The sequence below is a fragment of the Microvirga sp. GCM10011540 genome (genome assembly GCF_042650665.1).
Classification (GTDB): Bacteria; Pseudomonadota; Alphaproteobacteria; order Rhizobiales; family Beijerinckiaceae; genus Microvirga; species Microvirga lenta.
In genome coordinates this window covers 1-22045 of sequence record NZ_JBHSBQ010000027.1, presented here as the reverse complement: position 1 = coordinate 22045, position 22045 = coordinate 1, and the positions used below count along the sequence as shown (strand labels likewise).

Below are 22045 nucleotides of genomic sequence, written 5' to 3'. Positions count from 1 at the left end.
CGGCTCTGGGCGAGGTTGAAGGAGTGGCGGGCTGTTGCAACCCGCTACGAGAAGACGGCCTCATCGTTCATGGGCATACTCTGTCTCGCCGCCGCTCTCGATTGGCTCAAGACCTAACAGTACCTAACCAATCTAAGAGCCTGTTTGGGAAATCGCCCTGAGGGGACTCGTGTCGAGGGCTGGTTGTGATTCAAGCTCTGGATGTGGACACCAGAGCAGCGGGGCCGGATGGCCAGGATCGCCCGAAAGACGAAGCGTTATCCGTCCGATTTGACGGATGAGGAATGGGAGCGGATTGCGCCGCTCATGTCCAAACCGGGTCGCCGTGGCCGGCCGCGCGAGGTGGAGTTCCGGGAGGTGATCAACGCGGTGCGCTACTTGGTGCGTTCGGGCTGCGGCTGGCGGATGCTGCTGATCCATTTTGGGCACTGGCGGACGGTCTATGGCTAGTTCCGCTACCGAGCGAGGAGCATGCCTCAGCGCTCGGCCAGAGCGAGCCTTGCTCCGAGTGCCACAAAGGCGGTCGCAAAAACGCGGCGCATCCAGGCCAGAACCCGCGGGCGGGAGGTGACGGCGACGTCAGGCACGTGCATCCCGGTGCCGTAGGCGAGGACCGTAGGCAGACATGTCCAGGACGTGACGTCGGGATCGACGTCGAGAAGGCAGCCGAGGTCGCGGGCGGCCTGGTTCCGGAACAGGGGCACGCCCCGGCAGCGGACGGTGCCGCGCGGATGGAAGGAGAGGGCGGATGCGCTCTCGCGGAGGTGAGCCAGGAGGTCGGATTCATCGTCGGCGATGATGTCGGAGGAGGAGATGATGGGCATGGGTACGCTCGTCCCAAGGCAGACGGCAACGGCCGTCGCGTGAACCGATCAGGGGCGGGTTCGGGAGGTCAGCGTATCGAGGCTATTCGTGCCGAGCGCACGGCTGCGGCGCGCGAAACGCGCGGTTCGGTGCAGACGGTGCGTGAAGGGTTCGTCGGCATGGCGGAACAAATAGGAAATCAATCGAACTCGTCAATACGGTCCATTGCCGAAATGTCATGCCGTGAACCTATCGACGCCACCGTCGGCCGATCCGTATGTCCCGAGAATGCACCGTCGGCACCTGGCCCTCCCGCCATACCCGCGAGCACGGCATCGTCTCTGCCCTTGTGTCAAGCTTAGTGTGCGACAATACCAATATTGTATTTGACTTGTATCTGTGATGTATTTAGCTGCGTTCGGCGCCTCGCGCCGCAGTCCCTTAGAGGTCATAGTCCGGTGCGCGGGCGCGACCGGAACCACGCCGGCAGGAGCGCGACATGAGCATAGGATTCATCGGTCTCGGCATCATGGGCGGTCCCATGGCGCTCAACCTCGCGCGTTCCGGGACGCCGCTCGTCGTCTGGAACCGCTCGGCAGACAAGTGCGAGGCCCTGCGTGCGGCCGGAGCGTCGGTAGCCTCGGATGCACCGGACGTTTTCCGGCAGGCGAGGATCGTGGTCCTCATGTTGTACGACGGTGGGGCGATCGATGCCGTGCTGGGCCGCGGCACTGCGGCCTTCGGGACGAACGTCGCCGGGCATGTCGTCGTGAACATGGGAACGGTGGAGGCAGCGTACTCGCGCGGGCTGGAGGCGGACATCCACGCGGCCGGCGGCCACTATGTCGAGTGTCCGGTGTCGGGATCGCGCAAGCCCGCCGAGGCCGGGCAGCTCGTGGCGATGCTCGCGGGGGAGCCTGCCGTCATGGAGGAAGTGCGTCCGCTGCTCGCGCCGATGTGCCGCGAGACCGTCGTCTGCGGTCCCGTCCCGTCCGCCCTGTTGATGAAATTCTCGGTCAACCTGTTCATGATCGCCATGGTGACGGGTCTGGCGGAGGCGGTTCATTTCGCGGAGCGTCACCACCTAGACCTCGAGCGGCTGCGGGACGTGCTCGACGCCAGCCCCATGGCGAGCAACGTGTCCCGGGTGAAGGGCGAGAAGCTCGTCGCGCGCGACTTCAAGGCCCAGGCGTCGATCGTCGATGTCCTGAAGAACAACCGGCTGATCGCCGAGCAGGCGAGGGCGGCGGGGCTGACGTCACCCCTGCTGGATGTCTGTCATGCCCTGTACGGCGAGATGCTGGCGCTGGGGCACGGGCAGCAGGACATGGTCTCGGTCCTGCACGCACTGGAGGCGCGAACCGACGCGGTCGCGCGGTCCGCGAGCAATGCCCCGTAGGCCGAGGCGACATGCGAACGGGACGGACTGCCATCGGTCCCGTCCGAACGGAAGGGTTTCGCCATGAACGACGTCGTGTTGGTGACCGGGGACGGACGAGGGATCGGGGCGGCCATCGTGCGCGCAGCCGCGTCCCGGGGACATGCGGTCGGCCTCAGCTACCTCAGGGACGATGACGCGGCCGGGACCCTTGTGGCGGACCTGAAGGATGCGGGTTCCAAGGTGCACGCGGTCCGCGGTGACATCGCCGATCCCGGGTTTGCCAGCGCGTTTTTCAACCAAGCGGAGGCACTCCTCGGATGCGTCACAAGCCTCGTGAACAATGCCGGGATCACCGGGCGCATCGGCTCCTTCCGCGACGCGGACCTGTCGACGATCCGCCGGACGCTGGACACCAATGTCCTCGGGACGATGCTGATGGCGCAGGAAGCCATCCGCCGCTGGGACGGGAACGGGACACCGGGCCGGATGGTCAACATCTCGTCCATTGCCGCCACCCTCGGCGCCCCGAACGAGTACGTGCACTACGCCGCGAGCAAGGCCGCCGTCGAGGCGCTCACCGTCGGTCTGGCGAAGGAGGTCGCCGCCTCTAGCATTCGCATCAACGCGGTCGCTCCGGGCACGGTCCACACCGGCATCCACGCCGCAGCGGGGGAGCCGGACCGCCCGAAGCGCGTCGTCTCGCGCGTGCCCATGGGCCGGATCGGGGAGGCGGACGAGATCGCCAATGCCGTGCTGTGGCTCCTGTCGCCGGAGGCATCGTACGTGACCGGGGCCGTGCTTCGGGTATCCGGCGGACTATGAGGAGAGCATTTATGAAACTGCCGATCGCCATCGGGGCAACCGAAGCCCCAGCACGGACCAAGCCGTCCAACTACCCGGAGCCGTTCGCCTCGCGGATGAAAGGTCGGACCAAGCGCCCGCTCGGCGACCTCTTCGGTCTCTCGAACTTCGGCGCCAACCTGACGACGCTGGAGCCGGGAGCGGTCTCGGCGCTCCAGCACCGTCACACCCTCCAGGACGAGTTCGTCTACGTCCTGGAGGGTAAGGCCGTCCTGGTCACCGGGGACATAGAGACGGTCCTCGGCGCAGGCATGTGCGCCGGGTTCAAGGCGGGCGGTGCCAGCCATCATCTCGAGAACCGCTCCGACGTCCCAGTCACCTACCTCGAGATCGGGGACCGCACGAAGGGAGACGAGGTCAGCTACCCGGCCGACGATCTCGTCGGCGAGCTCGGCCCGCAGGGCTGGGTGTTCCGGCACAAGGACGGCTCCCCCTACTGAAGGATCGGACGATGACGACACAATCCGAGAAGGCGGCACTGTTCCGCAGGATGCACGAGGAGAGGCGGGCCTTCGTTCTGGCCAATGCCTGGGATGCCGGCTCCGCCCGGCGCCTGACCTCCCTCGGCTTCGAGGCGTTGGGCACCACGAGCGCCGGCCTTGCGCTCTCGCTGGGAGTCGAGGATGGGGTGAGGGCCCTCGGCCGTGACGAAACCCTGGCCAACGCCCATGCGATCGTCGGTGCGACGCACCTGCCCGTATCGGCTGACCTGGAGAATTGCTTCGCGGACGATCCGGCCGGATGCGCCGAGACCATCCACTACGCCATCGCCGTCGGCCTCGCGGGCGGCTCCATCGAGGACGCGACCGGACACCCGGACGACCCAATCTACCCATTCGGGCTTGCCGTCGAACGCGTGCGGGCCGCGGCGGAGGAAGCGCATGGCAGCGGATCGGACTTCGTACTCACCGCGCGGGCCGAGAACTTCCTGCACGGCCGGCCCGACCTCGACGACACCATCGCGCGGCTGAGGGCCTTTGCGGCGGCAGGCGCCGACGTGCTGTACGCACCGGGCCTGCCGGACCTCCGGTCCATCAGGGCCGTGTGCGAAGCCGTGGACAAGCCGGTGAACGTACTCATGGGGCTCGATGCGCCGCCGCTCTCTGTCGCGGACCTCGCCGCCATCGGCATCGGCCGCATCAGCCTGGGCAGCGCACTCGCCCGCACGGCCGAGGCCACCATGGTCAACGCGGCGAGCTGGATCCGCGAGCGCGGCACCTTCGTCTATAACCATCGCTAGGAGGGAGGAATGCGGGAACCGGAGGAGGTCGAGATCGCCTGCGCCGACGGTTACAGGCTGCGCGGGCACCTGTGGCGCACCGACGGCTCGAGCCAAGGCACCGTGATCGTCAATCCGGCCACTGCGGTGCTCGCCAGGTACTATCACTACTACGCCGGCTTCCTGGCCCAGAACGGCTTCGACGCGCTCACGTACGACTACCGCGGCATCGGCCTCTCGCGGCCGCAGCGGCTGCGCGGGTGCGGCTTCCGGTGGAGCGACTGGGGCGAGCTGGACTTCGACGCCGCCGTGCGGTTCGCCAAGACGCACGATCCGGACGGTTGCCTGCTGGTGGTGGGCCACAGCTTCGGCGGTTTCCTGCCGGGCCTGGCGGAGAGCGCCGTCCTGGTCGACCGCATGCTGACGGTGGGAGCGCAATATGCCTGGTGGCGGGACTACGCTCCCCACAAACGCGTTCCGTTGTTCGTCAGGTGGCATGTGTTCATGCCCGTGGTCACCGCCCTGTGCGGCTATTTTCCCGGCCGTCGCCTCGGCTGGCTCGAGGACATGCCGGCGGGCGTGGCCAACGAATGGTCGTTCCGCAGGGCACGGATGGAGCTCAACCATCCGCCGGATCGGCGCGACGCCCTGCTCCGGCGCTTTGCCGCCGTGACCGCGCCGATCCTCGCCGTCACCCTGTCGGACGACGAATATGCGCCTCCGGTGGCCGTCAAGCGCGGACTGTCCTACTACAAGTCGGCGGAGCGGGCCTTCGTCCATCTCGATCCGGCGGACCTAGGCCACAGCGCCATCGGTCACTTCGGGCTGTTCCATTCGAGACATACGGATGGCTTCTGGAAGCAGTCGCTCGCCTGGCTGGCGGAGGGCGCCAACCCATGGGAGCGGAGGAGCGACGACATCGCTCCCATGCGTGGCAGGGAAGCGGAACGCGCGGAACCGGTTCCGCTGCGCGCACGCTGCACATGACGCATCCCTGCTTCCTGTCGTCACGATGACGAGGGCGCGGGACAAGGCCGGTGTCCCATCTCCCCCGTGACGATCACGGTGTCGATGCCGGGGTTCGGCAGGGGCGAGCGGGCCTTTTCCGCGTGGGCGGCATCGGGCCACGGATCGTCGGATTCAGGTACACGGGCGGAAGCCCATGCTGGCCATCTTGCAGGGCCCGGCGGATCACCGGCGCGATGATCTCCATCGGGGCCGTCCGGGTCCGGCTCGTCGAATTGTCATTGTTTCAAGGCCGCCGCTGCCGCCCTTGCGATCCGCTCCCGTTGCCGCTGAAAGCCGATCGACGCTTCCCGGACAGCCGCGACGATGGTTGGGTCCGAACGCCCAGGCGATCCGCCGGGGAACGGAGGCGCGGGGTCGTACCCCATGGAGCGCTGCACCCTCCTGGCGCGCTCCTCGCCGAAGAGACTTGCAGCGAGCGTGAGGGCGAAGTCTATCCACGAGGTGACCCCTGCCCCTGTCACCCGGTTGCGGTCGGCGACGACGCGCTCCGCCACTGGCTGTGCCCCGAAATAGGCATGTTGGTCGAGGGACAGCCAATGGCAGGTTGCGCTATAGCCTGTCATCAGGCCGGCGACGGCAAGCACGAGCGATCCCGTGCACACGGAGGTCACGTAAGCCGCGTTCGCGGTCTGCGATCGGAGGAAGTCGAGAACCTCCCGGTCCTGCATGAAGTGTATCTGCCCCGGACTGCCGGGGACGAACAGGATGTCGGCATGGGGACACTTGCAAAAGGTTGTCGTCGGAACTAGACGCAGGCCGCTTCCGTCCACGACCGGATCGGCTGACCTCCAGGCGAGGTGAAGGGACAGCACCTCGAAACGGGTGAACACCTCGTAGGGGCCTGTCAGCTCAAGTCGGGTCATCCGTGGGTAGGCGAGCATGACGACGTGCATGGGGTCTCCAGGCTTACCGTTGGTGGTGAGGTGATCCTGCCGGGATTGGAAGCGCAGGGTCGACGTGACCATCCCCGGTGCGCGTCGAACGAAGCAAAGCCGCCTCGACGAAGTCGGCTCGCTTCGAAACGCCGACCTTGGGCAAGACGGAAACGTCGTACCCAAGTCCCGGGTAGGCTTCCAGAATGCGGCGGTACTCGGCTTCCGCCGCCTCGAAGCCGTGACGACGCTCCGGATCGTTTACGTAGATCTCGGGCCACGGTGGCGCCAGGAAGACCGTTCGATGATAGCGATGCGATCGTGCGAGTGCGGTCAGGGTTGGCTCCCCTGTCAGGTGCCATAGCGCGGCCGCGGCATCGACCAGTCCCCGATCGAAGAACACCCATCCGTTCAGGGCCGCTGCCGATGCCCGGTCCTCCAAGGCCATCGCGATCGCGCGACGGGCGAATGCGACCCCGTCCACCCAGGGAAGCGCCGTGCCGCCGCCTTGCAGCTCCTGCCTGACGATCCGCCGCCCCGGTTCATCTACAACGGCGTGGCCGCGCCTGGCGAGTTCCGCCAGCAACGTCGACTTCCCGCCGCCTGAACAGCCGGAAACCACGACGAACCGTACTGTCGACCCTCGTTCATGCCCGTGCATCAACCCTGGTTCCATGACATTCCTCCGCCCCGGGGTTCAGGCCAGCGCCACGTAGCTCGCGTGCAGGCCGAGCAGCAGGAGACTGGCGAAGAAGACCCTCCGGAACGTTGCCGGCTCCAGGCGGTCCCTGACGAGCTGCCCGGCATGCATGCCGATGAGGGACGCGACAAGCGCGAACACCGAGGTGGAGGCGAACGAGGGCCGCACCTCCCCATGGCCGTAAATGGCAAACCCCAAGGCGAGCGTCGAGACCGTGAAGGAAAGCCCGAGCGCCTGGATCAGGCGGTCCTTCGCGAGACCGAGCGATTGCAGGTACGGGACCGCCGGGATCACGAAGACCCCGGCGGCCCCGGTGATGATCCCGGTCGCGAATCCGACGAGCGGGGTGGCCCACGCCTCGTGGCGTTCCTGCACATGGTAAGTCCGGCCGAACAGTCCGAGGAGCCCATAGGCGGCAAGCGCGAGGCCGAGAGCCACGCCCGCAGCGCCGGATCCGTCATCGACGAGCAGTCGGATGCCCATGAACGTTCCCACGGTCACCGTCACCATCATCGGCCACAGTCGCCGGAGGAGGGCGCGCACGTCCGGTCCGGCCAGGAGTTGCCAGAGGTTCGTAACCAGCGATGGCACGATGAGGATCGTCGCGGCCTCCACGGGCGGCATGACGAGGACGAGCAGGCCCATGGCGATGGTCGGCAGTCCCATGCCGATGACGCCCTTGGTCAGGCCTGCGAGCAGGAAGACGGCGACGATGAAGACGGTCTCGAACGGCATTATCCTGGCATCTCCCAAAACGAGCGCATGATCACGCGCTTGCCGCCCGTCGCAGAAGCGCGACCGCAAGCAGTGCCACGAGCGCCATGCCGCAGCAGACGCCAATGGCGGTCCTCTCGCCGTATTGTTCGATGACGAAGGCGAACAGGAGCGGGGATGCGGCAGAGAAGAGAAAGCCCGGCACCAAAAGCTTGCCCACGTAAGCGCCATAGGTTGCCGGATCGAACAGGAAGAGCGGCACGGTTCCCTGGCCAATGGTCACAAGTCCGTTTCCCGCGCCGAACAGGAGCGCGAACACGAAGGCGGCAGCGAGCATCTCGGGTGTCAGCAGGCCGATACCAAAGGAGGCCGGCAGCAGGGCCACCGCGATCAGATAAAGGTCCAGCGGATGCAGACGGGCGCCGAAGAGTACCTCGCACAGGCGGGCGCCGAACTGGCCGATGCCCCGTAGGGTACCGATGCCGACCGCCGTTGCGGCCGTCACGCCCATTCCCTCTAGGGCGCCGATCATGTGCGCCGACATCGCGGAGCTGAGCACGTTCGTCATTACCACGACGAGGCAGAACAATCCGGCGGTGACCGTGCGATCCCGGGTGGGAGGATGCTTCAAGGATTGATCGGGAAGGGGCTTTCCGTCGGTTGCCGCGGAATGGCGATCCTTCGGGATGGCGAGGTAGAGGGGCACGGTAAGAAGCGCGAACGCGGCATAGGCGAGCAGGGCTCCGCGCCAGGTGAACTGGCCCGCAAGGAAGAAGCCGATGGGCCAGAACACGCTCGATGACAGCCCCCCAAACAGCGTGATCTGAGACATTGGGCGTCGGGCCTCGGGGCCGCCGAGCCGCGCCAGCGCGGCGAAGGCCGCCTCGTACAGGGTCAGGCGCATCGCCAGCCCGAGGCAAACCCACGAGGCATAGTAGCCCACCATCTCATGTGAAACCGCCAGCCCGATGCAGCCGAGCGCCGTCAAGGCGGAGCCGACCGCCATCACGGACCGTCCGCCATGCGCGTCGATGAGGCGGCCCACGAGCGGGGACGAGAGGCCCATCACCACCAGGGCGACGGAGAAGCCGCCGTAGACGAGCGTACGGCTCCATCCGAGATCGGCGACGATCATCTCGCCGAAGGCGCCGATCAGGTAATAGGAAATCCCCCAGCAGATGAGCTGACCGAAGCCGATGCAAAGGACGGTCCGACGTTGGATCGACACCGTACGCTCCATGCCGAGGGAACCTGTCGGATTCCCGTTTCAGTACCTCGCCGGGAGTTCTGGCCTGATCACCTTGCAGAGGCGGGCGATGCCTTCCTCGATCGTCTGCGGATCGGGCAGGGAGAAGCTCAGCCGCAGGGTATTCGCCCCCGAGCGGTCCGGGAAGAAGGCCTGCCCCGGCACGAAGGCGACGTTCTGTTCGTCGACCGCGCGCTCGAGCAGGCGACGCCCGTCGATGCCCTCGGGCAGGGTGACCCAGACGAAGAGGCCGCCTTCCGGCTTCGTCCATTCCATGCCGTCCGGCGCGTGACGCTCGAGGGATGCGAGCATGGCATCGCGCCGCTCCCGGTAGCACGCGCGGGCCGCCGCAACCTGGTCATCGTAACGGGCAAGTGCGACCCCGTGCATGGCGATCTGGTTGATGGTGGCGCTATGCAGGTCCGCCGCCTGCTTGGCAAGGGTCAGCCGATGGAGAAGATGCTTCGGTCCGCATACCCAGCCGACGCGCAGGCCCGGCGACAGTGTCTTGGAGAAGGTGCCGCAATAGAGCGTCCGGCTCTCCTCGATGGAGCCGCACCGTGCCTGGTCGAGGGCGGCGATGGGTGGCAGGTCCTCGCCATCGTACCGCAAGGCGGTGTAAGCCGCGTCCTCGACGATGAGGCAGCCGAGCTCCCCGGCGATGGCGAGGGCACGCTCGCGGGAGGCCAGGTCGAGCGTCGCGCCCGACGGGTTGGCAAAATCAGGCACCAGGTAGATCAGCTTCACACGGCTTCCGTGGGCCTCCGCACTTGTGCGCAGGAGGCTCGCCGTGCCGTTGCCGCCGAGGGTGTCGTAGCGCGGCTCATAGGCATTGAACGCTTGGAGCGCGCCGAGATAGGTGGGAGCCGCCGTCACCACCGTGTCGCCCGGGTCGAGGAGGAGCTTGCCGATGAAGTCGAGGCCTTGCTGCGAGCCGCAGGTGATCAGGATGTTGTCCGGCTCGCACCGCACGTCCTTCGCGGCCATGTGGTCGGCGATCCACCGGCGCAGGGGCAGGTAGCCTTCGCTGGTCGAGTATTGGAGGGCGGCGCGTCCTCCCTTGGACTGGCCCAAGGCGCTGGCGTAGGCCTGCTCGAAGGCCTCCATGTCGAAGAGCGCCGGGTTCGGGATGCCTCCGGCAAACGAGATCAGGCCGGGCCTGTCGAGAAGCTTCAGCAGCTCGCGGATCTCGGATGCGGTCATTCGCGATGACCGTTGGGCCAGCAGCGGGCCGGTCGGCGACATATCCTGCATTTGTATTGTCCTCACTCGATACAAACAATACAAACCAGTGGACAGATTATGTCAATATCGCTTACCTAAATGAGCGGTTCGTTTCGGAAACGCACCCCGGATCATCTCACCACGCGGAGCGACGCATGACGGACGTGATCATCCTTCCCGGGATCAACGGATCGGGCGAGGATCACTGGCAGACCCATTGGGAGAGGCGGAACCCCGCCATGCGCCGCTTCCGCCCGGACGACTGGGATCGTCCCGAGCTCGGGAACTGGATCGCGGCCCTCGAGCGGGCGGTGGAGGAAGCGAGCGAGCCGCCCTTGATCGTGGCCCACAGCCTCGCATGCCTGCTGATCGCGCCGTGGGCGGCACGAAGCTCACAGCCCGTCCGCGGCGCCTTCCTCGTGTCGGTTCCCGACCCCTCGGGAGGACGCTTTCCCTCGGAGGCGACCGGCTTCGACAACCAACCCGAAGGTGCGCTCCGCTTCCCATCCCTGATCGTCGCGAGCAGTAACGACCCGTTCGGCACCCTCGACTACATGGAAGGACGGGCCCGGCAGTGGGGCAGCGGCTTCATCGACGCCGGCGCGCTCGGGGACATCAACGCGGCGAGCGGCCTTGGCGACTGGCCGCAGGGTGCAGCGTTGTTCGAGGCTTTCGCCGCAGGAACCCGGCAGCCGTCGTAGGGCCGACGATGAGAGGTCGGTCAGATCACGGCCTCATCGGGGCCGGAGATCAGGCCTGCGATCGTCCTGAGGGCGCGCTCCAGGTCGTTCCGTCCCAGGGGGGCCAGGACGCAGAGCCGGATGCCGCCGACACCGGACCCTTCCACGACCATGGAGTCGGGCGGGGTCAGCCGGACGCCGTGCTCGCTCGCCCTGCGAGCCAGCTTCTCGGCTTCCAGCAGCGGCATCGGCAGCCAGACGTGCGGCGCTCCCTCCGGCATGGGCAGGGCCGGGAGGTTGATGATCCCGGCTGCGAGCTTGAGCCTCTCCCGGGCTTCGGCCTTCAGGTGCCCGGCCGCCGTGACGTCGGCGCCCATCTCGATCAGCGCGCATCCGGTGCCGGTCGATAGCGAGGATGCGCCCCAGACCTCGGCCCGCAGCCGGACCGCGATCCGCTTCCGCCGCTCCTTCGGGGGAATGACGATGCCGGCGCGCAGCACCGGCGACAGGTTCTTCGAGAGGCTGGTGACGTAGTAGACCTTCTCGGGGGCAAGGGCTTTGTAGGTCGGAGCGCCCTTCGTGCCGTAGAAGCCGTAGATGTCGTCCTCGACGATGTAGGCGTCGTGCTTCCTGCACACCGCGAGGATGTCCTTCCGGCGCTGGAGGCCCGTCTCGAAGCCGAGCGGATTCTGGCACACGGGCGTGGTGTAGACCACCTTGCACTTGCCCTGCCTGAGCACGCGGTCGAGATCGTCCGGGATCATGCCCTCGTCGTCGTACCGGACGGGAAGCACCTTCATGCCGAGGTTCTCGGCGGCCACCATGGCGCCGTTGAAGGTCGCTCCCTCGGTCGCGATGGCCGGGGACTGCTCGGCGAGGTCCGCAAGGCAGAGGAAGATCCCGTGCTGCGCGCCCACGCAGAGGACGAGGTCGTCCGCCAAGGCGCCCTCGAGCCTGGTCCTGCCGAGCCATCCTGCGAGCGTGACCCGCTGCTCAAGAGTTCCGGTCAGGTCGACATATCCTCCGTTCGGCAGCCCGGCGACGTAGCGGGCCGCCCGCTCGGCCGCGGCTGCCATGACCTCGGGTTTCACGACCTGCGGGGGGCCATTGATGCTGAGATCGACGACCTTGGTCTCCCGAGACGGTTCCGCATCCTGCACGAACGTGCCCCGGCCGATCTCCCCGCGGACGATGCCGCGACGGCTCAGGGAATCGATCGCCTTGGTCACGGTCCCGATGGAGACGTCGAATCCTTTCGAGATCTCGCGATGCGTCGGAAGCTTCTGGCCCGGCTTGATGTTGCCGCGCAGGATGGCGGTCTCAATGGCGTCCGCCAGGCGCTCAGGCAGCGGAAGATCGGTATCGGGCAGGGACAGGTCGCCAAGGCTCAGGACATTGCTGGACAAGAAGGTTCCTCTCCATGGGCGGGTTGACACATCCCGGCGATTATATCGGTTGATAGTTGAGTCAACAAATACAATCCACGGGATGGCGGTTGCCTCGTAGGGTCGATCCGGTGTTCCTCCCGTGCCCCGGATGGCCCCATCTCGGCCTCCGACGGCTGGTGCCGTCATGCCGATGACGGCTACGTCAGCTCCAGCGATGCCGCCGGAAGGCCGAACGTCCGGCTGAAGGTTCGGCTCAGGTGCGCCGAATCCGCGAACCCCGCCTCGTGCGCCGCCGCGGTGAGGGACGAGCCGGCCGCGGTGCGCTCGACGGCGAGCATGAGACGCCGCCAGAGCAGGTAGGTCCGGAAGGGCAGGCCGATCTCGTCGGCAAACAGATGGCGGAACCGGTCGTCCGAAAGGCAGGCGACGGTGGCTGCCTCGGCGAGGGCGATCCGGCCGCCGAGGCGCGGGGAGATCCAGTCGAGCGCGCGCATGATCCGCGGGTCGAGCGGCCGTGGGGGAAGGGCGCTGCCGACGATATCCTCCAAGATGGACTGGCCGAGGGCGGCGATCGCCCCGTCGTCCGGCCGCGGGTCCGACCAGATGCCGGAGAGCCTCCTCGGCGCATGCGCGGAGAGCGCACCATCCAGACGCGTTACTGTCGCCCCCGCCAGCCGATGCATCAGAGTCCGGCCGGCCCGGCTCTCCGGTTCCACGAAGAGGAGCGCGATCCTGCCTTCGGGTTCGAGCGCGTGGGACATGTCCGGCGCGACGAGAACGACAGGGCCTTCGGCGCGTTCTCCCTCGGTCCTGATGGCAAAGCGCCCGCCGGCGGAGAGGGTGATCTGGATGGCATGGTGGGCATGCCACCGGGTCGTCGGCTGGGCATCGTGCCCGGGCGGCACGTCGAAGGCCCAGAGGCTGGCGCCTTCCCACAGCACGATCCGGCCACGTCCTACGGTCCTCATGCGCTCCCCCGGCAATCCCACCTCGCGTTTTCGCTGTCAGGATAGGCGCTGCTCCGCTGGAAGTCAGCCGCTTCGTTCAAGCGCCACGCCACCGCGGCGCGTACCTGTGTCCTTTCACGACGGGTGCCGCAGCGGCGCCGGAAAGGAACAGACATGCCTTCTATCACCTCGCGCCGCGCGCTGCTGCTCGGCATCCCCGCACTCTTGCTCACCGTTGGCGTCGTCACCGCCGGCGCGATGATGCGCTCCGTCCCCGATGGACTCGACCTCGCGCTCGACAAGCCCACGGCAGCAGGCCTCTACAAGGCGGCCATCGCGCCGCAAGCCAATCCCATCGCGGTCGGGGCGATGCACGCCTGGACGGTGACCGTCCGGACCCCCGCCGGCGCTCCCGTGAAGGTGGCGAGCATCGCCGTCGACGGCGGCATGCCGCAGCACGGTCATGGCCTGCCGACGGCGCCGCAGGTGACCAAGAGCCTTGGCGACGGCCGCTACCTGATCGAGGGCATGAGGTTCAACATGCGCGGCTGGTGGACGCTAGATCTGGCCATCGACGGACCGAAGGGCGCCGACACCGTCACCTTCAACCTCGTGCTCTGAGGAGGTCGCGATGCGCAGGGCGGCTACCATTCTCTCATTGGTGTTGCTTGGTGCCGGACTGCTGGCTGCCGGGCTCCATGCCGCCTCCGCTCCGGCCGAAGGCTGGACGGAGGAAGAGCGCGCGATCATCCGGTCGCTCGCGCTCAACGCGCTGCCGCCGCAGCCTGCGGATCCCTCCAACTGGGTCGCCGACGATCCCCGGGCGGCGGTTCTCGGTCGTGCGCTGTTCTTCGACGTGCGCCTCAGCGCCAATGGCCAGGTCGCCTGTGCCACCTGCCACTTGCCCGAACGCCAGTTCCAGGACGACGTACCGCTGGCGCGTGGTGTCGGCATGACCAGCCGGCGCACGATGCCGATTGCCGGCATGGCGCACAGTCCGTTCCTGTTCTGGGACGGACGCAAGGACAGCCTGTGGTCGCAGGCGCTGGGCCCGCTGGAAAGTCCGGTCGAGCATGGCGGCAACCGCACCCAGTACGCCCGGATCATCGCCGAGCACTACCGGGAATCCTATGAGGCCGTGTTCGGGCCAATGCCGGACATGAGCCACCTGCCGCCCCGGGCCGGCCCCGTTGCCGACCTGGATGCGGCTGCGGCCTGGAAGGCGATGGCAGAGACTGACCGCTACGCTGTCAACCGGGTGTTCGCCAACATCGGCAAGGCCATCGCCGCCTTCGAGCGCACGGTCCTGCCAACGCAGACGCGGTTCGACGCCTATGCGTCCGCCCTCGGCTCCAGCGGCGGTGCAGGCATCCTCACCGAGGATGAAGTCGCCGGGCTGCGCCTGTTCATCGGCAAGGGTGAATGCGTCAACTGCCATAACGGTCCGCTCCTGACCGACAACCACTTCCACAACACCGGCGTGCCGGCGGCTCCCGGGCTGCCGGAGGATCAAGGCCGGGCCGCCGGCGCGAAGCTGGTGCGCGAGGACCCGTTCAACTGCCTGGGCCCGTACAGCGATGCGGGCGAGGGCGACTGCTCCGAGCTGCGCTTCATGGCGGCGGACGGGCACGAGCTGCTGCGCGCGTTCAAGACGCCCTCGCTGCGCGGCGCCGCAGACCGCCCCCCGTACATGCATGCCGGCCAAATCGCCACGCTGGCGGACGTGGTGGCCCACTACAACGCCGCCCCCGCGGCTCCGGCCGGCCACAGCGAGCTTCGCCCTCTCAAATTGAGCGAAGCCGAGCGGCGACAGCTCATGGCGTTCCTCGCCACCCTGAACCCGAAAGCGGAGGGCCAGAGCCGCAACGGCTTCTGACATCGTTCCACAGCCCAAAGGACATCATCATGATCAACCGACGCACCCTGCTGACCCATGCCGCGGCTGCGGCCGCTCTCGCCCCGGCACTGTCCCAGGCCTCACCAGCCGATCCGCGCGAACTCGCCGCCCGCATGCCGGATCTGAAGCTTAAAGGAAACGAGCAGATCGCGAGCTGCTCTATCCCGGCTTCACGGCGCTCGATTTCGTTGGGCCCTACCACTTCCTCGGCAGTATTCCCGGCGCAACGGTCCACCTGGTGACAAACCAGCCCGACCTGCGCCCGGTCCGGAGCGACCTCGGCCTGGCGGTCCAGCCGACGGTCACCATGGCCGACTGCCCGGCCGACCTGACGGTGATCTTCGCGCCCGGAGGCACCAAGGGAACCCTGGCTGCGGCCCGTGATGCAGCCACCGGCGCGTTCATGCGCGACCGCGCCTCGCGGGCGAAGTATGTCACCAGCGTCTGCACCGGCTCGCTGATCCTCGGCGTGGCCGGAGCCCTGAAGGGCCGACGCGCCACCTCTCACTGGTCCGTCGTGCCGCTGCTGCCGCAGTTCGGCGCGACCCCGGAGAGAAGCCGGATCGTGCGGGACGGCAACGTGATCACCGGGGCGGGGGTCTCGGCCGGCATCGACTTCGGCATCGCGCTCGTGGCGGAGCTGCGCGGCCGCCCGGTGGCCGAGCTCGGCGTGCTGATCAGCGAGTATGCTCCTGAGCCGCCGATCACCGGAGGGACATTGGAAACCGCGCGGCCGGAGATCGCCCGCCTCCTGGAGGCCGACCTTCACGGCTTTGTCGAAGAGGCGAAGGGCCTGCGCGTCCAACCGGCTTGATGAGATCCCAGCAAGGAGAAAAGAGATGTCGACATTCATTCTGGTGCATGGCGCCTGGCATGGCGCCTGGTGCTGGGAGCGGATCGTGCCGCTGTTGGAAGCCCAGGGCCACTGCGCTATCGCTCCCGATCTGCCCGGCATGGGCAATGACGGCAGCCCGCTTGCCGAAGTCACCCTGGAGCAGTGGGCCCGCTTTGTGGCTGCCATCGTCCGGCAGCAGCCTGAACCCGTCATCCTCGTCGGCCACAGCCGCGGCGGCATCGTCGTGAGCCAGGCGGCGGAATACGTGCCGAACCGCATCCGGACGCTCGTCTATCTAGCCGCCTTCCTGGTGCCGAACGGGCGCACCCTGCACGAGACCATGCGGCGGATTCCGCCGCGGCCGGAGTCGAAGGACTCGCTGGTGTTCGCTCCCGACGGGGCGACGTCCACCATCGCACCCGATGCCGTGCGACGCGTGTTCTACAACACCACCCCGGACGAGTGGGTGGCCCAGGCGGAGGCGCTCTCCGGACCGGAGCCGATGATGAGCTTCACGACGCCCTTGCAGGTGACGGACGGGCGCTACGGATCGGTGGACCGGGTCTACATCGAATGCACCCGGGACCGGGCCATCGCGCCCCAGCTCCAGCGCATGATGGCGGCGGAGATGCCCTGCCGTGAGGTCATAACGATTGACACGGACCACTCGCCCTTCTACTCGGCGCCGGACACCCTCGCTGCGCATCTGATGGCCATCACGGAGAGCCGGCCCGAAGCGGACCGCAGGAGGACGCCCGACGGTCGTGATCGCACCGGCACGAAGAAGGAGACCGCATGATGCCCTCCGTTCGCCTTGCCCGTTCCGAGGATGTGAGCGAACTCGCGGACGTCGAGCGCTCCGCCGCATCCGTGTTCCGGGACGTCGGTCTGGCCTGGTTGGCGGACGGCGAAACGATGGACCCGGCGTTGCTGACGGCGCTCTGCCGCGACGGCACGCTCTGGATGGCGGCTGATCCTGTCAGTTCCCGCGGGCCGGCGGGGAGGGCACAAGGAACGTGCCGTCGCGCATGCTACGCGTTCCGCTCGATCACGCGGGCGACAGCCGGGATCTGCGCAGCCGCATCGGTGGCCGCGAGCAGCTTCGGGCAGTGTTCCGCGAACCATACGCGTCCTGGTCTCCAGGCGGTCATCACGGCAAGGTACAGGTCGATCGCTGTCAAGGCCGATCCGAGCGCGTAAGGTGCGGGCGAGATAAGGGTTTCCATGTGCTGCCAGATCCGCATGCGACGGGTGTCGCTTTCTGATCGGAGGATGGCAGCCGCAGCATCGTCGAGCCCGAAGTGCTCCGGCTCGTCCCCGAAGGTGAAGGTCGGGTAGACGGCGCCGACCAGGACGACCAGCAGGTTGAAGAACGCAGCCCGGCGGTCGACGTCGGACGGAACGAGCCCCGCCTGAGGCGCCACGTCGTGGATGTGCAGCACCATGGCGGCGCTCTCGGTCATCACGGCACCGTCCGGCCTTACCAGCGTCGGCACCTGCCCCAGCGGGTTGAGTGACAGCAGTCGCTCGCGCCCGGGTCCCGGCTTGAGATAGGGGATCAGCGTCACGCGATGCGGCAGGCTGGCCAGGGCCAGTGCCATCTCGATCACGGCCGAGCCGCAGCCCTTGGAGGCGATCAGTTCGTATTCATCAGGCATCGGACATCCCCTCAATGGCTTGAATTCAGGATCGTTGCTGTGCGCCTCAGGCAGCGAGGTCGAGGTCCATCTCGAACTGGCTGATCGGCGTCCGCTCGAATTCCATGCGGGCCATGAATTCTGGGGCCAGTTCCTCGGGGAAGTTCGCTGGGATCAGCAGATCCTGCCCCGGATAGGCGGAGGCCAGGGCGGAAATCATCGCGCGCCCTAACCCGCGTCCGCGCATGGCGCGGTTCACGACCAGCGTTCGCAGGGCAAGGCTTGCGGGTTGCGGCGCAGGCTCCACGATGGCGAAGGCATTCTCTTCCAGGCACAGCCCACGTGCCGGCGCCGCCACCGCAGCCAGAGTTTCCGGAGCCAGGAACCACGGAAGATCGGCCGGACCTTCCTCGGCGAGCCTGCGGGCGATCGACAGCGGGTCGACCTCGACGAGGTCACCACGGGAGGTGGAGCCGCGACGTCCGCCGGGCGACGGTACCCGATCAGTCGGCGGCGGGTCTCGAACCCGAGACTGCTGTAGAGGCGGATTGCGGCCTCGTTGGTGTCGATGACCTCGAGGATGAGGCGACGGTCGCCGAGCCGCCGCAGATCATTGATGACCTCGCTCAACGCGGCCCGTCCGAGACCCCGGGCCCGGTGCGAGGGAATGATTCCCATCGCGGCAATGCGGGCCGTCCAGCCGCGGCGGGCCACGACGATGAGGGCGACGGGACGGTCGCTCTCCACGAGCACACGGCTGGCGCGCAGGTCGAGGGACTCGCGACGGAAGCGGGCGTTGAACATCTCGCCGCTGATCGCCTGGGGGATGACATAGCCCTCGAAGTAGGCGGTCATGATCTCGGCAAGTGTGGTCGTCGTGAAAGCGAGGGCAGGGTGACTGGCCACTCCGGCAGGCAGGGGCATTGGGCTCTTCTCCAATGGTGTGACGCTGGATTGAAGGTGGTGGACGTGAGGGCTAGTTCGGCGGCAGCCAAGCCGCGACCTGCTCCGGCGTCAGGTTCGCGCCGCATAGGACGGTAGCCACCCGGGCGCCGGCGTAGTCCTGTCGACGGGTGAGAATCCCGGCGAGACCCGCGGCGCCTGCCGGCTCGACGACGCAGCCCAGATGCCGACGCGCTAGCCGCATGGCCTCCAGGATTGCTTCGTCGCTGACGAGGAGCACCTCGTCGACCGTTTCTCTCATGGTGGCGACGGCGAAGGGGACTGGGACACGGACGGCGATGCCGTCGGCCATCGTGTCGACGGCAGGGGTCTCCAGCGGCTGGCCTGCCACGAAGGAATGCGCCATGCAGGGCGCCCCCTCGGCCGCGACGGCGACGATGCGGGTCTGCGGCAAGTGGTGCTTGAGCCAGCATCCCAACCCCGTCGCGAGCGCCCCATTGCCGAGCGGGATGAGCACGGCGTCAAGCGCAGACAGTGCTTCCGTCATCTCCAGAGCGATCGTGCCCGCGCCCTCGGCGATGGCAGGCTCCGCCCCGTCCTCGACGAAGCGGAAGCCCTGCTCGGCTGCGAAGGCCCGCGCCTCGGCCTTGGCGGCATCGAGATCCTGGCCGTGGAGGATGACCTCGGCCCCAAGCCTGTGCATGGCCTCGATCTTGAGGGGGCTTGCCGTCTCGGCGGCGAAGACGACTACACGGTGTCCGGCCCGGACTGCCGCATGGGCCAGGCCCTGGCCGAAGTTGCCGGCCGAAGCGGCAACGAGGGTGGTGGGCTCGCCCAGCTCGCGATTGACGAACAGGCTCGTGCCGCGGCCCTTGAAGGAGCGGATCGGGTTTTCGGTCTCGTCCTTGAGCCACAGCGACATGCCGAGGTCCAGGTCGAGATCCCGCGACGTCCGCAGGGCGGAGCCGAGGAAGATCGGGTCGATGAGGGGACGTGCCTCGGCGACGCGGGCTGGTGACAGGGACATGGTGTTCATGACACAAGCCTAGCAGTATCCTGCGCAGCTTGTTACCGTTCTTCGGAATGGATGCGCGGCCAAACCGCGTAGTAAGCTCATTATTTGCAGGATTCTTGCATGGCTGAACTTGACGACCTCGACCTGCGCATCCTCGGGCTCGTCCAGGAGGATGCCGAAATGCCGGGCGAGGCGATCGCCGTCCAGGTGGGGCTGTCGGCCTCCGCCGTGCAGCGACGGATCTCACGGCTGAAAAGGGACGGGGTGTCATCGAGAGGGTCGTGGCGGTGGTCGAGGGACCCTGCGAAAGATCGTGCTTGGATCAACTGCGACACCGTGCTCGGACATCGTTTCAGCCAGGTCGCGATAGCTGATCCCATATTTGCAGCACTACGGCCTGTTAGTTCTTGAGCCAGTCGATTGCAGCGGCGAGGCAGAGCACGCCCATGAAGGATGAGGCGGTCTTCTCGTAGCGCGTTGCAACAGCCCGCCACTCTTTCAATCTGGTCTGATCCTTATCGACTGAGTACTTGTCCACGATCAATAGCACAGGAATGGCCTCTCCAGTCTCGCTGCCGTCTCACGTTCAGCGCGGTGCCCTGGAACCATGATGGGGTCTCAATCTGAGACAGCGGGCCCGGAGGATAAATAAGCCGCTCTGTCAGGAGCGGCTTGGAGAGCCCGCACTAAAATCCCTGACTATCCGCTCATTAGGCTTTCTGCAGGTTGGTTGCAGACTCTTTGCCTGTACGGCGGTCAGCCTCCACTTCGTAGGAGATCTTCTGGCCTTCAGCGAGGCCGCGCATGCCGGCCCGCTCAAGGGCTGTGGCATGGACGAAGACGTCCTTACCGCCATTGTCCGGCTGAATGAAGCCATAGCCTTTAGTTTCATTATACCACTTCACAGTACCAGTCGCCATTGAATATTCCTCAATTTCCGTCAGGTGAGCTATCGCAAAGTCATCCTGCCGCGTCTGGTTGAGAGGTCAAGTGTCCCGGTCACTCCTGTGCTTTGCGCAACCCAGGCTACTTTCACCCGGCGCTCCCGTGCCTTAGCTCCAAAATTGATGGTTCTGGAGCCGATCAGACCACCTGAGGAGGGCCACACGCAGGATGACCATGCTTCGCCAGTTTATCATAGCTCCGTTCCTGGCCCGCCTGATCCAAAAGGAGAGGGGAGGCGAGCGGGTGCTGGAGGGCTACTTCCCGGACCAGTCGCGCCAAACACCGCCATGGCAGCCGCCAATCTCGGCGAGGAAGATGCGACGCTCATCGATACGTTTAGCCTGCCGCCAGGTGAGCCGACGATCACCATCCTCGAGCCCGATTATCCGCCAACTTGAGGCTCACGTCCTGACGGAACGAGGATGCGGGGCGCTGACTATCAATCTATCTGGATACGCCATGAGGCCCAATTTTCGATAGGCCCCTTATGGAACAGGCACCGTCGCGTGGCTGTCCTCGTTTCGCGTCTCTGACAACCGTTAACGATGTGGCGCAAAACCCCGGCTCTCGATGCGCTCGCATGATCGACTTGGTACCATGACCTGCGCAAGGCTGCCTTAGCCATACGCAGCTCCCCCAGGGTTGGGGCATGGTGCGAGCCGGTCAGGTCTGCCCCCAACCGGCTCTTTTTTTCGTGTCGGGTGTCCCTGGCATGCCCGCGCGGAGCGCTAAAAAGAAAACGCCCAGCCGTTCGAAACGGGGGCGTTCAAGGTCCGACCACAGGGGCAGAAGGGCCGAGAGTGCTTGTGTTGCCCGGGCTAGGCCGGTTTGTCTGCACGTATGGTTACGTTGTATTCTTCCGATGTAACCTCGCGCGCACGAGGTCTGCCCTCTGCCTGTGCGTTTCATAGCGCCAATTATCGGAATAGGTTCTTGCGGTTTTTCCGAGTTGCGGCAGTCATTCCGGCGCCCTGAGCCGCGATGCAGTATAGGCCCAGAACAAACGGCTTTTTTGCCGCCTCTGCCGGCCTGCCCGAATGATAGCGACATCTTTTAGGATGTTTGGCGCAGAAACTGTCGCTTCGGTCCGGAACAACTCCTGGACCTAATGGTTGGGGTGCGGAGCTGACGCATTGTTGCTCCTCCCTCTGGACCTGCCCCCTCCTCGGCCACCGCCGGCGAGGGGGCTTTTTTGAGCGCTACCCGAGCAAATCGGTCGGGCGAACCTCTCACGGAATATTAACCTTGGCCGTTGGAGATGGGCGTGCGGGCCGTGTCTCGCGTACGCCCTCCAGAGACCTCGTTCACCTCCCCCGGCTGAACGGGGTTTTCTTTTTGGGGGCGACGGATGGCAGAGCCAGGAAAAGAGACGCCGACCGTCCTTTTCGCCCACGCCCCGCACAGGCGACTTGAACGAAACCAGGGGCTAGTCGGCGCCGCGCCCACAAAAGGTATCCTGGGGGATCGTTATGGGAGAGGGCCGCAGACGCAAGCTGGGCCGCGATTGTGGCGGTGATGCGGTCGGAAGACTGGTTTTCCACAACGTGGACCGGCTCATCCGCTTGAGCCAATCGACAACGACTGGAAAGAAGCGCAGCCTTATATACGGCTATGCTCTCCCAAGACATCGGCCGGAGGAGGGCCTGCGGGTTTCCTGAAGCCACACCTGCAGGCCCTCTTTTCTTGCATTGCGCTTGGAAGGTCTCACTTGGTGATGAACCGTTCGCGTCAGTAGCGACGGCGGCAAA

24 protein-coding genes and 5 pseudogenes are annotated in these 22045 nt (G+C 66.5%); 14 read left to right on the top strand and 15 right to left on the bottom strand.

Translation table 11 applies throughout. The features are described 5' to 3' along the window. Together ACFOYU_RS10775 and ACFOYU_RS10770 are read left to right on the top strand one after the other, a co-directional pair. Nucleotides 1-117, top strand: a 117-nt coding sequence (locus tag ACFOYU_RS10775; RefSeq protein WP_377033527.1) for a transposase, incomplete at its 5' end; no start/stop codon positions are given. Nucleotides 118-201: 84 nt separating this feature from the next. Then, nucleotides 202-447 (top strand): annotated as a pseudogene (locus ACFOYU_RS10770) (transposase); the annotation flags it as partial. A 29-nt stretch (nt 448-476) separates the two neighbouring features. On the opposite strand, the pseudogene ACFOYU_RS10765 reads toward ACFOYU_RS10770, so the two are convergent. Continuing rightward, nucleotides 477-572 (bottom strand): annotated as a pseudogene (locus ACFOYU_RS10765) (LysE family translocator); the annotation flags it as partial. A gap of 731 nt (nt 573-1303) precedes the next feature. On the opposite strand from ACFOYU_RS10765, the gene ACFOYU_RS10760 reads away from it, so the two are divergent. The 5 genes from ACFOYU_RS10760 (at nt 1304) to ACFOYU_RS10740 (ending at nt 5252) form a co-directional block, all read left to right on the top strand. Further along, the gene (locus ACFOYU_RS10760) at nt 1304-2203 is read left to right on the top strand and encodes an NAD(P)-dependent oxidoreductase (RefSeq protein ID WP_377033525.1); all 900 of its coding nucleotides are present in this window, start codon (nt 1304-1306) and stop codon (nt 2201-2203) included. 63 nt (nt 2204-2266) lie between these two features. Continuing rightward, a complete protein-coding gene (locus ACFOYU_RS10755; protein ID WP_377033524.1) occupies nt 2267-3007 on the top strand; it encodes an SDR family oxidoreductase in 741 nt (246 codons plus the stop codon). Between the two features lie 11 nt (nt 3008-3018). Next, nucleotides 3019-3486, top strand: coding sequence for a cupin domain-containing protein (locus tag ACFOYU_RS10750; protein ID WP_377033523.1), 468 nt, complete (start codon nt 3019-3021; stop codon nt 3484-3486). A gap of 11 nt (nt 3487-3497) precedes the next feature. Continuing rightward, nucleotides 3498-4286, top strand: a complete 789-nt coding sequence (locus ACFOYU_RS10745; protein ID WP_377033522.1) for an oxaloacetate decarboxylase — start codon at nt 3498-3500, stop codon at nt 4284-4286. Between the two features lie 9 nt (nt 4287-4295). Continuing rightward, complete coding sequence (locus ACFOYU_RS10740) at nt 4296-5252, top strand: serine aminopeptidase domain-containing protein (protein ID WP_377033521.1); 957 nt, start codon at nt 4296-4298, stop codon at nt 5250-5252. Nucleotides 5253-5509: 257 nt separating this feature from the next. Here ACFOYU_RS10740 and ACFOYU_RS10735 read toward each other — a convergent pair whose 3' ends face one another. Genes ACFOYU_RS10735 through ACFOYU_RS10715 form a run of 5 tightly spaced genes read right to left on the bottom strand, consistent with a single transcriptional unit; the run spans nt 5510 to nt 10080 of the window. Further along, entirely contained in the window at nt 5510-6187 is a 678-nt protein-coding gene (locus ACFOYU_RS10735) for a DJ-1/PfpI family protein (RefSeq protein ID WP_377033520.1), read from the bottom strand. A gap of 13 nt (nt 6188-6200) precedes the next feature. Further along, nucleotides 6201-6842 (bottom strand): AAA family ATPase, encoded by a 642-nt coding sequence (locus tag ACFOYU_RS10730; RefSeq protein WP_377033519.1) that lies wholly within the window; start codon nt 6840-6842, stop codon nt 6201-6203. Nucleotides 6843-6863: 21 nt separating this feature from the next. Continuing rightward, nucleotides 6864-7601 (bottom strand): sulfite exporter TauE/SafE family protein, encoded by a 738-nt coding sequence (locus ACFOYU_RS10725; RefSeq protein ID WP_377033518.1) that lies wholly within the window; start codon nt 7599-7601, stop codon nt 6864-6866. Between the two features lie 31 nt (nt 7602-7632). Then, the gene (locus ACFOYU_RS10720; RefSeq protein WP_377033517.1) at nt 7633-8808 is read right to left on the bottom strand and encodes an MFS transporter; all 1176 of its coding nucleotides are present in this window, start codon (nt 8806-8808) and stop codon (nt 7633-7635) included. 39 nt (nt 8809-8847) lie between these two features. Then, the gene (locus tag ACFOYU_RS10715) at nt 8848-10080 is read right to left on the bottom strand and encodes a PLP-dependent aminotransferase family protein (RefSeq protein WP_377033516.1); all 1233 of its coding nucleotides are present in this window, start codon (nt 10078-10080) and stop codon (nt 8848-8850) included. Nucleotides 10081-10205: 125 nt separating this feature from the next. Here ACFOYU_RS10715 and ACFOYU_RS10710 point away from each other — a divergent pair, with 125 nt between their 5' ends. Continuing rightward, a complete protein-coding gene (locus ACFOYU_RS10710; protein ID WP_377033515.1) occupies nt 10206-10751 on the top strand; it encodes an RBBP9/YdeN family alpha/beta hydrolase in 546 nt (181 codons plus the stop codon). Nucleotides 10752-10771: 20 nt separating this feature from the next. Here the strand turns inward: ACFOYU_RS10710 and ACFOYU_RS10705 are convergent, their stop codons facing one another. Beyond that, nucleotides 10772-12136, bottom strand: coding sequence for a PLP-dependent aminotransferase family protein (locus ACFOYU_RS10705; RefSeq protein ID WP_377033514.1), 1365 nt, complete (start codon nt 12134-12136; stop codon nt 10772-10774). Nucleotides 12137-12315: 179 nt separating this feature from the next. Continuing rightward, nucleotides 12316-13086 carry a helix-turn-helix domain-containing protein gene (locus tag ACFOYU_RS10700; RefSeq protein WP_377033513.1) on the bottom strand — a complete coding sequence of 257 codons (771 nt, stop codon included), beginning with the start codon at nt 13084-13086 and terminating at the stop codon, nt 12316-12318. 153 nt (nt 13087-13239) lie between these two features. Between ACFOYU_RS10700 and ACFOYU_RS10695 the strand changes: the two genes are divergently transcribed. From ACFOYU_RS10695 to ACFOYU_RS10675, 5 genes are read left to right on the top strand one after another with little or no spacing between them, the layout of a single operon-like run. Continuing rightward, a complete protein-coding gene (locus tag ACFOYU_RS10695; protein ID WP_377033512.1) occupies nt 13240-13686 on the top strand; it encodes a FixH family protein in 447 nt (148 codons plus the stop codon). 10 nt (nt 13687-13696) lie between these two features. Then, on the top strand, nt 13697-14941 hold the full coding sequence (locus ACFOYU_RS10690; RefSeq protein WP_377033511.1) for a cytochrome-c peroxidase: 1245 nt from the start codon (nt 13697-13699) through the stop codon (nt 14939-14941). Nucleotides 14942-14970: 29 nt separating this feature from the next. Next, entirely contained in the window at nt 14971-15204 is a 234-nt protein-coding gene (locus ACFOYU_RS10685; protein ID WP_377033510.1) for a twin-arginine translocation signal domain-containing protein, read from the top strand. Beyond that, entirely contained in the window at nt 15117-15776 is a 660-nt protein-coding gene (locus tag ACFOYU_RS10680; RefSeq protein WP_377033526.1) for a DJ-1/PfpI family protein, read from the top strand. Before ACFOYU_RS10685 ends, ACFOYU_RS10680 begins: the two co-directional genes overlap by 88 nt. A gap of 25 nt (nt 15777-15801) precedes the next feature. After that, the gene (locus ACFOYU_RS10675) at nt 15802-16596 is read left to right on the top strand and encodes an alpha/beta fold hydrolase (protein ID WP_377033509.1); all 795 of its coding nucleotides are present in this window, start codon (nt 15802-15804) and stop codon (nt 16594-16596) included. A gap of 232 nt (nt 16597-16828) precedes the next feature. Here ACFOYU_RS10675 and ACFOYU_RS10670 read toward each other — a convergent pair whose 3' ends face one another. The 4 genes from ACFOYU_RS10670 to ACFOYU_RS10655 are packed head-to-tail and all read right to left on the bottom strand — an operon-like array spanning nt 16829 to nt 19373. Continuing rightward, nucleotides 16829-17455: a glutathione S-transferase family protein gene (locus ACFOYU_RS10670; protein ID WP_377033508.1), complete on the bottom strand. Its 627-nt coding sequence runs from the start codon at nt 17453-17455 to the stop codon at nt 16829-16831. 46 nt (nt 17456-17501) lie between these two features. Next, nucleotides 17502-17693, bottom strand: coding sequence for a hypothetical protein (locus tag ACFOYU_RS10665; protein WP_377033507.1), 192 nt, complete (start codon nt 17691-17693; stop codon nt 17502-17504). Further along, on the bottom strand, nt 17690-18358 hold the full coding sequence (locus ACFOYU_RS10660; protein WP_377033506.1) for a GNAT family N-acetyltransferase: 669 nt from the start codon (nt 18356-18358) through the stop codon (nt 17690-17692). The genes ACFOYU_RS10665 and ACFOYU_RS10660 overlap by 4 nt, the downstream gene beginning before the upstream one ends. A 52-nt stretch (nt 18359-18410) precedes the next feature. Then, complete coding sequence (locus ACFOYU_RS10655) at nt 18411-19373, bottom strand: threonine/serine dehydratase (protein ID WP_377033505.1); 963 nt, start codon at nt 19371-19373, stop codon at nt 18411-18413. A gap of 99 nt (nt 19374-19472) precedes the next feature. Here ACFOYU_RS10655 and ACFOYU_RS10650 point away from each other — a divergent pair. After that, nucleotides 19473-19559, top strand: a pseudogene (locus ACFOYU_RS10650) (hypothetical protein); the annotation flags it as partial. Between the two features lie 75 nt (nt 19560-19634). Here the strand turns inward: ACFOYU_RS10650 and ACFOYU_RS10645 are convergent. The 3 genes and pseudogenes from ACFOYU_RS10645 to ACFOYU_RS10635 all read right to left on the bottom strand — a co-directional run. Next, nucleotides 19635-19739: pseudogene (locus ACFOYU_RS10645) on the bottom strand (IS6 family transposase); the annotation flags it as partial. Between the two features lie 13 nt (nt 19740-19752). Beyond that, nucleotides 19753-19860, bottom strand: a pseudogene (locus tag ACFOYU_RS10640) (IS5/IS1182 family transposase); the annotation flags it as partial. 202 nt (nt 19861-20062) lie between these two features. Next, a complete protein-coding gene (locus tag ACFOYU_RS10635) occupies nt 20063-20272 on the bottom strand; it encodes a cold-shock protein (RefSeq protein ID WP_036353738.1) in 210 nt (69 codons plus the stop codon). Nucleotides 20273-22045 lie beyond the last annotated feature (1773 nt).